Here is a 13451-nt window from a genome sequence, read left to right as displayed (position 1 = left end):
CATGGCTGAATCCTCTCTCCCATCTAAAAAGTAAGTTCTTTAATTTATATCTTCAACTCACGAAAGCTTAATCCTATCACCAATACCCCAAATCTCATTACTATATTGCAGAATCGTTCGATCACTCGCAAAGTGTCCTGATTGTGCAATATTGATGATCGACATCTCTAGCCATTTTCTTCTGTTTTCATATGCTCTTCCTACATCTTCTTGGCGCCCTGCATATGGGCTAAAATCACGGAGGACAAAGTACTCATCGTTTTGAATGACAAGCGAATCGTAAATCGCTTCAAATTCAGCTCCGGCATTTGTGAAGAAACCATTTGTTAATTGATCAACTACCTTTTTAATATGCATATTGTGATGATAGTAGTCGTTCGCACGATATCCGCCATTTTGATAATAATGCAGTACTTCTTCAGCCGTTAATCCTAAGATAAAACAGGCTTCGTCCCCTACTCTTTCTCTTATTTCAATATTGGCACCATCTAGCGTTCCGAGCGTAATGGCACCGTTCATCATAAATTTCATATTCCCTGTTCCTGATGCCTCTTTGCTTGCGGTAGAGATTTGTTCACTTACATCAGCTGCTGGGAATATATCTTCCGCAAGTGAAACACGATAGTTTTCTAGAAAGATAACTTTCATATATTGACTCACATACGGATCTTCATTTACTTTTCTGGCAAGTTCATTTATTAATTTAATAATTTTTTTTGCATAATAATAGCCTGGGGATGCTTTCGCACCGAAAATAAATGTGCGCGGATAAAACGAAAAGCTTGCGTCGTCTTTTAAACGATTGTACAAATATAAAATATGTAATACGTTTAATAATTGTCTTTTATAAGCGTGCAATCGTTTTACTTGTACATCAAAAATGGAATTCGGATCCACAACAATTCCCATCTTATTTGCAATTCTCTCAGCCAAAATATTTTTACGGTGCTGCTTTACAGAGTGTAACTTGTCTTGAAAAACAGTATCATACCGATAATCTTGCAGCAATTGTAACTTCTCAGGTTGCTTCTTCCACTCCGTTCCAATCGCTCCTGAAATAAGATTTGTAAGCTGCGGGTTCGCTTTCATAAGCCAGCGCCTGTGCGCAATTCCATTTGTCTTATTGTTAAATTTCTCCGGGTAAAACTCATAAAACAATCGCATTTCACGTTGTTTTAAAATTTCCGTATGAATTTTTGCGACGCCATTTACACTATAGCTTCCGACAATTGCTAAATGCGCCATTTTCACAAGATCATGCGCGATAATCGCCATGTCTTCAATCCGCTTCCAATCATACGGATATCGCTCCCATAGTTCATGACAAAAACGTTCATTGATTTCTTCAATAATCATATAAATACGCGGTAATAACGGTTTAAAGATATGAATTGGCCACTTCTCAAGCGCTTCTGATAATGTCGTATGATTCGTATAAGAAATCGTCTGAGTTGTAATATCCCACGCTTCTTCCCAAGAGAGCTTTTCTTCATCTAGTAAAATACGCATGAGTTCTGGAATCGCAAGGACTGGGTGTGTATCATTAATATGAATTGCAATTTTTTCATGTAAATTTCGAAGCGTCTCATTGCACTCACGGTGCAAACGAACGATATTTTGTAAGCTTGCCGATACAAGAAAATACTGCTGCTTTAAACGTAGTATTTTCCCTTCATCATGTGTATCATCAGGATATAAAAATTCTGATACTACTTCTGTTTCACGTTTATATTTCAAAATATCTTTGCAATTTTGTGGAAAAGGAACTGGTTCTGCGTTCCAAAGTCGAAGTGTATTCACAGTGCTTGTTTCATACCCAACGACCGGAACATCATACGGAACCGCCATAACAACTTCTGCGTCAGTATGGCGAAATTCTAAGCGGCCATTGATTTGCACAGCTTCCACTTGTCCAAAGTAACTCACTTCCACTGCTTGATCATGCCTTCTTACTTCCCATACATTTTCATGACGAAGCCACTGTTCAGGCAATTCCACCTGATACCCATCGACAACTTTCTGATCAAATAAACCATGCTTATAACGAATACCACATCCGTGCCCTGGAAGATTTAACGATGCAAGTGAATCAAGAAAACAGGCTGCAAGGCGGCCAAGTCCTCCGTTGCCAAGCCCTGCATCCGCTTCACTTTCTTCTAATTCTTTCAATGAAATTCCAAGCTCTGAAAGGCCCTGTTCACATACATCACGGATACCTAGATTTAGTAAGTTACTACCGAGCAAACGACCAAGTAAAAACTCAATAGATAAGTAATACATTTGCTTTTGATTCCCAGTCCGGTATTTTTCATTTGTTGCAATCCAGTGCTGATTCATATACTCACGTACCATATGACCAAGTGTATTATACTGATCACGACTTGTAGAATCTTTGAAACTCTTTCCATACATCGTTTCTAGTTTTTCTAAAAAAGCTACTTTAAAGCTTTCAACATGAGTAAACATTTTTTCACCACCTAAGAGTGTTTCAGCAAACTTTTATATAGTTCCTTGTATGCCAGAGCCGAATTTTTCCAGCTATAATCTTCTGTCATCGCCTGTTTGACAAGTTGATCCCATACTGGTTTATTATGATAATACGTAAGCGCACGACGAACCGTATGTAGCATGTCATGAGCGTTAAAATTTCTAAAACTGAAGCCATTTCCAGTCTCTGTTTTCTCATTATAAGACTGAACTGTATCGTTCAATCCTCCCGTTTCTCTTACAATTGGGATTACACCATATGAGAGTGCAATAAGCTGTCCGAGTCCGCATGGTTCAAACAATGATGGCATTAAAAATAAATCGCTGCCTGCATATACTTGATGTGCTAACTCTTCATTAAAGCCGATATACACTTTCACTTTTTCTGGATACTCATATGCCATCCATTCAAAAAATTGCTCATACTCAGAATCCCCTGATCCTAAAATGATACATTGTACATCGTCTTCCATCATTTCATGAAAGACAGTACGTACTAAGTCGAGACCTTTTTGCTTTGTTAATCGCGTTACCATTGAAATAATTGGCGTATCTTCTTTTTCTGGCAAACCGAAGTAACGCTGTAATGCACGTTTATTATCTTGCTTATCACATAACGACTCAGCATCATATTGCGTGGTAATAAACGCATCTGTTTTCGGATTATATACGCTCGTATCAATACCATTTACAATCCCGCTCAGCTTATCATTATATTTGCGCAACAAACCATCTAGTTTTTCTCCAAAAAATTCATATTGAATCTCTTCCTTATATGTTGGGCTAACCGCTGTAATGCGATCTGAAGCGATGATGCCGCCTTTCATAAAGTTAACGTTCCCATAAAATTCAAGCTGTTCACTATCAAAATATTCATCACCAAGCTCCAGTAAATCATGCATAACCTCACGAGGAAACACACCTTGGAACTGCAAATTATGAATCGTATAAACAGTTTTAATATGTTGATATAATGAGTTGTCCCCATACTTTTCACGCAGTAAAAAATTTGCCATCGCTGTATGCCAATCATGACTATGAAGGATATCCACTTCAAAATCTAGGTGTGGCATACACTCTAACACTGCTTTAGAAAAGAAAGAAAAACGTTCTCCATCATCATAATGTCCGTATAAAGAATCCCTTTTAAAATAATATTCATTGTCGATTAAATAATACGTAATCCCGTCTTGCTCCCCTTTTAAAATCCCGCAATATTGGTTTCGCCAGCCGAGCTGAACATTGATTACCTTATGAAGCGTACATGCTTCTCGTAAATGCTTAGGAATAAGACTGTAATTTGGAAGTATAATGCGGACGTTTACCCCTAATTTTTTCAATTCTTTTGGAAGTGCACCCGCAACATCTGCTAAGCCTCCTGATTTAATAAACGGTACGCATTCTGATACTGCAAATAAAATATTCACGTGTTGTTCCACTGCCTGAAAAGCGTGTACCCCTGAGCCGCCCTTCTTACAGCTTCCTCCCTTCGGATTTTAAATTCATTATATGAGCAAGTGAATCCCTATCAAATAGGGATTCACTTGCTAGAGCGTTTAAGAATAACTATTAATTGTATGATTTTGGACACTACCTTTTTCCACAACATGCGGATTATCAGGTGTTCCTGTTAAAACCACGCCATCTTCAATCTTAACATCTTTATCAATAATAACACCGTCTAATATACAATTATCTCCAATTTGGCTCTTTTGCATAATAATGCTATTTCGAATGACAGAGCCTTTTCCAACCTTAACAGAACGAAATATAACACTGTTATCTACTTGTCCTGCAATAATACTACCGTTTGCAATCATTGTGTTTTTCACCTCAGCGCCTTTCATATAGCGCGTTGGTGGTTCATCCTTTACTTTTGTAAAAATCGGAGCTTCCTTCGTAAATAACTGCTTCCAAATAGCAGGCTGCAAAATTTCTAAACTATGTTTATAATAGCTTTCAATCGAATCGATTACCGCTACATATCCCGTATGTTCATATGTAGTAATATACAGCGACTCTCCTCGTTTCTCTTTGACTACATCAAATAAACTATAATGTTCCATGTCTTTATACGTTTCAAATAAGTCTATTAGTAATTGCTTCTTTAGTACATAAGTTTGCAACGACACCCCATCATGACACACTTCCGTAATATCTGCTTCCGTATGTATATGTCTCTCTAACACTGCTTGAAAATTTATCGCTGTAACAAGGTGACTATTTGTAATGACAACATACTCTTGTCTGCTACGCAGAAAATAGTCAATATGTCTTCTAAAATGAGCGAAGGAACCAAACTCATCTTGATCACATTGGCAATTCGGAGGAAATAAAAATAAGCCGTCGCGTTTTCTATCTAAATCCCATTGTTTTCCTGATCCGAGATGATCCATCAAGGAACGATTTTTATGACTCGTAAAAATCGCTACACTATGAATATGAGAATTAACCATATTAGAAAGCATGAAATCAATGAGACGATAACGTCCTCCAAATGGTAGTGCAGCTAGTGAACGGTGCCCTGTTACTTTCTTTAAGGAAGGAAAGCTCCCTGTTGCATTAATAATTCCTAACATTGATTCTCCCATTCATCTCATCCCCTTTGTCTATTTTCCTTCTGCAATTAATACGATATCATCTACATTTTTTTCTGATCGAATAACCGTGTTATCCTCAATTACCATGTCTGAGCCAACAATCGCTTTTTCAATTACAACATTTTTTCCAATTCGAGCCCCTGGCATAACAACAGAATCAATTACCTGACTTCCTTCTCCTACTGTTACACCTTGGAATAAAACGGAATGCTTAACCTCTCCCTCAATAACACATCCCTCATTTATCAATGATTCTTCTACTTTTGCCTCTTCAGAAATAAACTGAGGTGGCTCATTTGGATTGACAGAATAAACGCGCCAGTCATGATCATTTAACTGCAATAAAGACTCATCACGAAGTAAATCCATATTTGCTTCCCATAAACTTTTGACTGTTCCAACATCTTTCCAATATCCTTGGAATGGATAAGCAATTAATTTCTTTCCTTCATCCAATAAAAGTGGAAGTACATCTTTTCCAAAATCATTACTAGAGTCTGGATTTCGTGCGTCCATCTCTAAATATTCCTTTAAAATAGCCCAATTAAAAATATAAATTCCCATTGAAGCTAAATTACTTTTCGGAAACTGCGGTTTTTCTTCAAATTCAACAACTTCCATCTCTTCATTCGTGTTCATAATCCCAAAACGATTCGCTTCATCCCACGGTACTTCAATAACAGAAATCGAAACATCTGCTTCTTTTTCAATATGGTAGTCTAGCATCTTACTATAGTCCATTTTATAAATATGATCTCCTGATAAAATCAGAACATATTCTGGATCATACTGCTGTAAGAAATTTAAATTTTGATAAATCGCACTCGCCGTTCCTGTATACCATTTCACTCCGGAAGATTCCGCATAAGGAGGTAAAACTGTCACCCCTCCGTTGACACGATCTAAATCCCATGCATTTCCAATACCAATGTAATTATGAAGCTCTAACGGTTGATACTGCGTTAAAATCCCCACTGTTTCAATACCAGAATTCGAGCAATTACTTAATGTGAAATCAATGATTCGGTACTTACCGCCAAAGGGAACAGCTGGCTTTGCTAAATTTTTTGTTAGTGCACTTAAACGACTACCTTTTCCTCCTGCTAGTAACATTGCTACGCAATTCTGTTTTTTTACCATCTTGTTTTTTGCTCCCCTTTCTCGTTTTCACTGGCCGTAAAATAGATACACCAAATGGCGGAATTGTTATTTCTACATGAGCAGACTGGTTATGATACGGCTCTATTATTGCCTTCAGCCGTTTTTTATTTACCTGTCCTGAGCCGCCGTATATTGCATCATCACTATTTAAAATCTCGTTATAATACGTGAACTCTGGTACACCTACTTTATAATTTTCGTACACAATATTAGTAAAATTACATACCACGACAAGGATATCTTCTTCCTTATCCCCTTTACGGATAAACGAGAAAATACTTTGTTCCTTGTTATCGGCATCAATCCACTGAAATCCTTCCTGCGAATGATCCAGCTGCCAAAGTGGTTTAGAACGCTTATACAATGCTATGAGCTCTTTAAAGTAATCATGCATATAACGATGCATTTCAAAATCATGTAAATTCCAATCTAGATCCTCAAGATCTTTCCATTCATCAAACTGACCAAATTCCCCGCCCATAAAGAGTAATTTCTTCCCTGGATGCGTAAGGAAGTACCCGTATAATAAACGGAGCTGCGCAAACTTTTCCCAGTAGTCTCCCGGCATTTTATTTAACAATGATTTTTTCCCGTGAACGACTTCATCGTGAGAAAGTGGCAATATAAAATTTTCAGAGTAAGCATATAGCAAAGAAAATGTCATTTTCTCATGAATATATTTTCGGTATTCCGGTGCACACTCCATATATTTCAGCACATCATTCATCCAGCCCATATTCCACTTATAATTAAATCCTAGTCCACCTTCATAAGTTGGAGCGGTCACAAGTGGCCAAGCTGTCGAATCTTCTGCAGTCATCAGAAATTCTTCGTCCTCTGCAAATACTGCCTCATTTAACTCTCGTAAAAAGGAAACTGCATATTCATTACTTTGCTCTTTCCCTTCCTTTTCCCAATACAACATATTTGCAACCGCATCGACACGAAAGCCGTCAATATGGTAATATTTCATCCAAAACAATGCATTTGAAATTAAAAAATTTCGCACTTCCTGTTTTCCTAAATCAAAATTTACTGTTCCCCAAACACGATTTTCTTGCACATCCAAATCTTTATATTCATAGGTGGGTGCCCCATCAAATAAGTACAAACCATGAGCATCCTTACAAAAGTGCCCTGGCACCCAATCTAAAATGACACCGATTCCATATTTATGACATTCATCGACAAAATACATAAAATCATGAGGTGTACCAAACCGGCTTGTCACCGCATAATATCCAGTACCTTGATATCCCCAAGATCGATCATACGGATGTTCAACAAGCGGCATAATTTCAATATGAGTAAATTGATGTTCCGCCACATAAGGAATAAGCTCCTCTGCCATTTCTCGATACGAGTACAGAGAACCATCTTCTTTCTTTTTCCATGAACCGAAATGCAACTCATAAACTGCCATTGCTTCCTTATAAATTGATTTTCGCTTTTTCTTACGGAACCAATTTTTATCGTTCCATTCGTATCCCCTTATATCAAAAATAACAGATGCCGTATTTGGTCTTACTTCTGCATAATTTGCATAAGGATCTGCTTTTAAAATTGTTTCGCCACCTTTGGTTTCAATCGCATATTTGTATATTTCATTTTCCTCCAAATGTGGTATAAACAATGACCAAATACCCTTTTCTGTCATTTGTATCATCCGATGCCCTTCAACATCCCAATCGTTAAAATCTCCAACTACACTCAGCACTTTCGCATGAGGAGCCCATACTGTAAATCGTACGCCTTGTATTTCATCCTCTACTACAAGATGCGCGCCAAATATGTTATAGCTCTCATAACACTTCTTTGTATGAAACTCATACACACTCTCTTCTATACAATTTGTTACACTCAATATGTTCACCTCACCAAGATGACAGAATTTTTATTACTTTTTAAACATTCGTTAAAAAACTGAAATATCCTTGTGTATTTTTAAATAAATATACGTTTTTTCGTGGAAATTAAAGGAAATATTTTGATTTCTGATAAAATATATCGAATTTTGACGAATATTCATTGAAAGCGTTTTATTCTCATATAATTATTTTACTTGTAATAATATAATAAAAAAGCACTCTAGTTTAAATAGAGTGCTTTTTTCTATAAACGACCCTTTCCCAGAAAAAGGGGTATACTTGGGGGATATACGGAAACTGGAAAAGGAATTTATATAAAGTTATATATAAAGATTCAGAAGTGAGAAGCAGTTTCCCGCTTCTGAATCATTTATCTTATAGTACTGGTGCCATTGTTTCTTTTAATACTTTTACAGAGTGAGCGAATTTCGCTTTTTCTTCTTCATTTAATTCAAGTTCAACGATTTCACGTACACCCTCGCGGTTAATAACAGCTGGAACACCTACATAAGCATCTTTCTCGCCATATTGACCTTCCAGGTATGCAGATACAGTTAATACACTGTTCTCGTTGTTTAAGATCGCTTTAGTTACACGTAGTAGTGACATACCGATACCGTAGTAAGTTGCACCTTTACGTTCGATGATATGATAAGCAGCATCGCGTACATTTTCAAAGATTTTATCTAAATCATCTTGGTTATATTGTTCGTTGTTCGCTAAAATTGTTTCTAGCTTTTGTACACCTACAGTAGCGTGGCTCCATACTGGAAGTTCAGTATCACCATGTTCACCAACGATGTATGCATGAACGTTGCGTGGATCTACATCTAAGTAGTCACCTAACATGTAGCGGAAACGAGCAGAGTCTAAAGTTGTACCAGAACCGATTACACGTTCTTTCGGTAATCCAGATTCTTTCCAAGTTACATAAGTTAAAATATCAACTGGGTTAGTTGCGATTAGGAAAATACCATCAAATCCGTTATCCATAATACCGCGAACGATTTGCTTAAAGATTTTTGTATTTTTCTCAACTAAATCTAAACGAGTTTCACCTGGCTTTTGTGGTAATCCAGCAGTAATAACAACTAAATCTGCATCTTTACAATCTGCATAACTACCGCTCCATACTTTTGTTGGTGATGGAGAGAATGGTACCGCATGGCTTAAGTCCATTGCTTCTCCTTCTGCTTTTGCTTCGTTTACATCTACAAGTACAAATTCTTCTGCTACACCTTGGTTGATCATTGAGTAAGCATAACTACAACCTACAGCTCCTGTTCCTACTAATACTACGCGATTGATACCTTTTTTCATGGTAATTTCCCCTCTCTATTGTTCACATATATTTTTTATTATTGTTTAAGTAATTAATTAAAGTACTAATTTAATGTTGTTTAACTTCCTTACACACATATTGTAGCATGAATCATTGTGAATACATTCACAAATTATGACCTATTTGTGAACTTTTTCACAGATAGGAGAAAGCTATAGTGACAGGTGTGGAATCAATCACAATGGAAGCCTTTTCTTTAGATTGTGAAAAGCTTGTTTCATTATATTTTATCGTTTACCTATTAAAGATTAAATCCTATATAATCTGCAATAGCTCTATATCCTTCCAATTACAATTTCTTTATGCTCAAAAACGAAAAAGCTATCCTTTCAGCAGTATTTCCAGAAAGAATAACTTATTTTTCGTTTTTGGAACCATCCTTTTTCTTAGCTTGTTGATGGTGTAAGGGTACCTCTACAAAATATTGGCCACATCTCCATCTTATCTTTTTTCCGGCATTAAACGAGTAGATACCCCAATTCGATTCCATGCATTAATAGCAACAATCTGCATAATGATTTCAGCAATTTGTTCTTCTTCAAAGAAATTTCTTACTTCTTCATATACCTCATCAGGAACGTGCGTTTCCGCTACTAGTGTAATTGCCTCTGTCAAAGCAAGCACAGCACGTTCTTCCTGCGTAAAGAATGGTGTCTCACGCCAAGCATTAAGAGCATAAATACGTTGCTCTGTTTCCCCTATTTTTCGTGCATCTTTCGTATGAAGATCAATGCAATACGCACATCCATTGATTTGAGAAGCACGGATTTTAATTAGCTCTTTCAATATTTCATCAATACTTGTAGTCATCAAGTATTTTTCTAAACCTACCATTGCCTTATAACCTTCCGGATTTACCTTTCCCATTAAAAATCTTGTTTCCATCGTATACTCCCTCCACAAAATAAAATTAGTTTGTACTTTGGCACTAGGATATTTAATAAGGGCTTTCATAATCACTGTCTGCTGTAAAATATTTTAATTCATAACAGAAGTTCTAATCAAAAACATACATAGCATCCCTTTTATACCCTGTCACTTATAAGACAAATTAGCTTTTCAATTTGTGACAAAATAAAAAAGAGATCTTAAAATAAAGATCTCTTTTTCAATTAAATGCTATAGAACTGGAATATGCTTTAATTTATCAGGATTGACTATAATGTAGATTCTTCTAATGGATTCCCCGCTTTTATCCCACTCAAAACATATGGCTTTCTCTGCATGGCCTTTATTCCTTGCTAAGATGCCAAATTGACCATTTATAATAGTTGGAAGAAGCTCCAATTGAAAGAACCCTCGTGAAGCAATTGCCTCCAGAAATATTTGGATACGCTGTTTGCCCAGAATCGGAAATATAGCAGCACGCACTTTACCGCCTCCATCAGTGACAAGTCTTGCATCTACTGTCAGTAAATTAATAAATTCCTCAAAATTTCCTGTTTCTGAGCCTTTGATAAAGGTATGTATCATCTTTTCTGTATGATTCGACTGTTGCGGATGTACGGGTACTTCATGCCTTATCTTCTCTTTACAACGACTGTAAATCTTTCGGCAATTTGCCTCTGATTTGTTTAAAATTTCCGCTATTTCACGATAATCGTAACTTAGCGCTTCCCTTAAAACAAATACGGCTCTTTCAACAGCTGTTAAATTCTCTAACAGTACAAGAAATGCATAGGATACTCTTTCGTTTTGAATGATAGTTTCCATAGGATTTAGTTTCATCGTATCTATTTCCGGCTCAGGAAGCCATTCTCCTGTATACACTTCTCTCTTTTTCCGAGCCGATTGTAGTATATTCAAACAATGATTTGTCGTCATTTTAATTAAATACGCTTTCATATTTCTAACGGATTCCTGGTCCATATGTTGACCTTTGATAAATATATCTTGAGTAACATCCTCCGCATCACTAACAGAGCCAAGTAGGCGGTATGCAACAGAGTAAACTAAAGGCTGATACGTTCGATACAAAGTTTCAAAATCCATACAATCACTCCATTCTATAGCGTGTTTCAATATAAAAATATATAATTTGTTATAATTCTTTCTGTTACGAAAGGAACGATTCTTAATCTTATGCAGGCTCTTAAATATCACTGACATAATACTATTTGATAGTTTTTATCTATAGAAAGCAAGGACTACAACTTGTATAAATTCTTACATAAAAATTGTACAATAGATAACTCCATCAAAATAGGAATATGAAACAAAAGATATATGTATGCTGGGCACACTACATAATAAAAAGGTAAACTTTTGTGCCACCTTTTATATATCCTATTCCCCTTTAAATTATTTTTCTTACCTATCAAATTCATCATAAATTACTATATAGAATGAAATTATCCCTACTCAAATTAAATCATGAATATTCCAATCCACTTTGCTCGTAATGGCTGTCTTCGCTGGCATGTCCGTGACTCCTACTATGATCATTACTATAGGATTGCTGGAGAAGATTGTTCCTGAATCAAAAGTAACAGAGAGAATGACTTGGGCAATTGCAGGATTAGGTATCGTTGGGATCGCGGCTGTAGTGCGATTCATGGTGGATAGTTTTGGAGCAAGAGCAGGATTTATCGTGACTATAATAGCGGGATCACTTGCTTTGATTATCGCACTTCTAGGCTACAAATCTCTCCGTTCAGCATATAGTCATGCAGTTATAACTTCGGAAAATCGTTCAACCAAGCGCTAAACCGATATTAATCAGACGCACCAAAAAGAAAAAGGTATACATGAATTATAAAATTTGAATAAAAAAAGCAGACCTATCAAAGTCTACTTTAGTTTAAAGAAAATCCTTATAATAAATAAAAAAGAGATAGCAGATTATGCTATCTCTTTTAGTATGACCCGTACGGGATTCGAACCCGTGTTACCGCCGTGAAAGGGCGGTGTCTTAACCACTTGACCAACGGGCCAATTTCTGGCAGAGAAGAAGGGATTCGAACCCTCGCACCGCGTTAGCGATCTACTCCCTTAGCAGGGGAGCCCCTTGAGCCACTTGGGTACTTCTCTATATAATATGGCTCCGCAGGTAGGACTCGAACCTACGACCGATCGGTTAACAGCCGATAGCTCTACCACTGAGCTACTGCGGAATAATGGTGGGCCTAAATGGACTCGAACCATCGACCTCACGCTTATCAGGCGTGCGCTCTAACCAGCTGAGCTATAGGCCCCCAATGGAAAAAGCGGGTGAAGAGAATCGAACTCTCGACCAGAGCTTGGAAGGCTCTTGTTTTACCACTAAACTACACCCGCATAAAATTAAAATGGTGAGCCATGAAGGACTCGAACCTTCGACCCTCTGATTAAAAGTCAGATGCTCTACCAACTGAGCTAATGGCTCATTTTGAAAGTGGTGCCGGCTAGAGGACTTGAACCCCCAACCTACTGATTACAAGTCAGTTGCTCTACCAATTGAGCTAAGCCGGCTTGCTATTTCAAAATGGTGGCTCGGGACGGAATCGAACCGCCGACACGAGGATTTTCAGTCCTCTGCTCTACCGACTGAGCTACCGAGCCAAAAATAAATGGCGGTCCCGACCGGGGTCGAACCGGCGATCTCCTGCGTGACAGGCAGGCATGTTAACCACTACACCACGGGACCATTTGGTTGCGGGGACAGGATTTGAACCTGCGACCTTCGGGTTATGAGCCCGACGAGCTACCAGACTGCTCCACCCCGCGACGGTATAATATTCTTTTTAAAAAATGGAGGAGGTAGAGGGATTCGAACCCCCGCGCGACTCTCGCCGCCTGTCGGTTTTCAAGACCGATCCCTTCAGCCGAACTTGGGTATACCTCCATGAAGTAAATATTAATTATATCTTTTAGTTATCTTTATACATCTAATAGTTTTTATTAACTATCCTATCATTCCATTTTAATTATTATAAAATGGAGGAGGTAGAGGGATTCGAACCCCCGCGCGACTCTCGCCGCCTGTCGGTTTTCAAGACCGATCCCTTCAGCCAG

8 protein-coding genes, 11 tRNA genes and 1 pseudogene are annotated in these 13451 nt (G+C 37.5%); 1 reads left to right on the top strand and 19 read right to left on the bottom strand.

The genetic code is table 11. The annotated features are described in order from the left end of the window. Positions 1 to 57: 57 nt before the first annotated feature. The 8 genes from J4P91_RS22495 to J4P91_RS22460 form a co-directional block, all read right to left on the bottom strand. Positions 58 to 2466 (bottom strand): glycogen/starch/alpha-glucan phosphorylase, encoded by a 2409-nt coding sequence (locus J4P91_RS22495; protein ID WP_207995893.1) that lies wholly within the window; start codon positions 2464 to 2466, stop codon positions 58 to 60. An 11-nt stretch (positions 2467 to 2477) separates the two neighbouring features. Further along, entirely contained in the window at positions 2478 to 3914 is a 1437-nt protein-coding gene (gene glgA / locus J4P91_RS22490; protein WP_207995892.1) for a glycogen synthase GlgA, read from the bottom strand. A 129-nt stretch (positions 3915 to 4043) separates the two neighbouring features. Then, positions 4044 to 5078, bottom strand: coding sequence for a GlgC family sugar phosphate nucleotidyltransferase (locus J4P91_RS22485; protein WP_207995891.1), 1035 nt, complete (start codon positions 5076 to 5078; stop codon positions 4044 to 4046). An 18-nt stretch (positions 5079 to 5096) separates the two neighbouring features. Next, the gene (locus J4P91_RS22480; protein ID WP_017153663.1) at positions 5097 to 6227 is read right to left on the bottom strand and encodes a glucose-1-phosphate adenylyltransferase; all 1131 of its coding nucleotides are present in this window, start codon (positions 6225 to 6227) and stop codon (positions 5097 to 5099) included. Then, positions 6175 to 8112, bottom strand: coding sequence for a 1,4-alpha-glucan branching protein GlgB (glgB, locus tag J4P91_RS22475; RefSeq protein WP_207995890.1), 1938 nt, complete (start codon positions 8110 to 8112; stop codon positions 6175 to 6177). Before glgB ends, J4P91_RS22480 begins: the two co-directional genes overlap by 53 nt. A 379-nt stretch (positions 8113 to 8491) precedes the next feature. Continuing rightward, positions 8492 to 9436 (bottom strand): L-lactate dehydrogenase, encoded by a 945-nt coding sequence (locus J4P91_RS22470; RefSeq protein WP_017153661.1) that lies wholly within the window; start codon positions 9434 to 9436, stop codon positions 8492 to 8494. A 463-nt stretch (positions 9437 to 9899) separates the two neighbouring features. After that, the gene (locus J4P91_RS22465; RefSeq protein ID WP_207995889.1) at positions 9900 to 10343 is read right to left on the bottom strand and encodes a carboxymuconolactone decarboxylase family protein; all 444 of its coding nucleotides are present in this window, start codon (positions 10341 to 10343) and stop codon (positions 9900 to 9902) included. A 234-nt stretch (positions 10344 to 10577) separates the two neighbouring features. Beyond that, on the bottom strand, positions 10578 to 11450 hold the full coding sequence (locus J4P91_RS22460; RefSeq protein ID WP_207995888.1) for an RNA polymerase sigma-70 factor: 873 nt from the start codon (positions 11448 to 11450) through the stop codon (positions 10578 to 10580). A gap of 400 nt (positions 11451 to 11850) precedes the next feature. On the opposite strand from J4P91_RS22460, the pseudogene J4P91_RS22455 reads away from it, so the two are divergent. Further along, positions 11851 to 12165, top strand: a pseudogene (locus J4P91_RS22455) (MFS transporter); the annotation flags it as partial. Positions 12166 to 12319: 154 nt separating this feature from the next. Here J4P91_RS22455 and J4P91_RS22450 read toward each other — a convergent pair. The 11 genes from J4P91_RS22450 to J4P91_RS22400 all read right to left on the bottom strand — a co-directional run bounded on the left by J4P91_RS22450 (position 12320) and on the right by J4P91_RS22400 (position 13281). Then, a tRNA-Glu gene (locus J4P91_RS22450) sits at positions 12320 to 12391 on the bottom strand. Positions 12392 to 12397: 6 nt separating this feature from the next. After that, positions 12398 to 12488 (bottom strand) — tRNA-Ser (locus J4P91_RS22445). Positions 12489 to 12496: 8 nt separating this feature from the next. Continuing rightward, positions 12497 to 12571 (bottom strand) — tRNA-Asn (locus J4P91_RS22440). A 4-nt stretch (positions 12572 to 12575) separates the two neighbouring features. Beyond that, a tRNA-Ile gene (locus J4P91_RS22435) sits at positions 12576 to 12652 on the bottom strand. An 11-nt stretch (positions 12653 to 12663) separates the two neighbouring features. Next, positions 12664 to 12734 (bottom strand) — tRNA-Gly (locus tag J4P91_RS22430). A gap of 12 nt (positions 12735 to 12746) precedes the next feature. Beyond that, positions 12747 to 12822: transfer RNA gene (locus J4P91_RS22425), tRNA-Lys, on the bottom strand. 10 nt (positions 12823 to 12832) lie between these two features. Further along, positions 12833 to 12908, bottom strand: a tRNA-Thr gene (locus J4P91_RS22420). A 14-nt stretch (positions 12909 to 12922) separates the two neighbouring features. Then, positions 12923 to 12998, bottom strand: a tRNA-Phe gene (locus J4P91_RS22415). 9 nt (positions 12999 to 13007) lie between these two features. Continuing rightward, positions 13008 to 13083: transfer RNA gene (locus tag J4P91_RS22410), tRNA-Asp, on the bottom strand. A 3-nt stretch (positions 13084 to 13086) separates the two neighbouring features. Further along, positions 13087 to 13163 (bottom strand) — tRNA-Met (locus J4P91_RS22405). 25 nt (positions 13164 to 13188) lie between these two features. Beyond that, positions 13189 to 13281, bottom strand: a tRNA-Ser gene (locus tag J4P91_RS22400). Between the last annotated feature and the right edge of the window lie 170 nt (positions 13282 to 13451).

The organism is Bacillus sp. XF8 (assembly GCF_017498755.1).
Classification (GTDB): Bacteria; Bacillota; Bacilli; order Bacillales; family Bacillaceae_G; genus Bacillus_A; species Bacillus_A bingmayongensis.
Note: the sequence above shows the minus strand (reverse complement) of the source record. Positions and strands in the feature narration are given on the sequence as shown.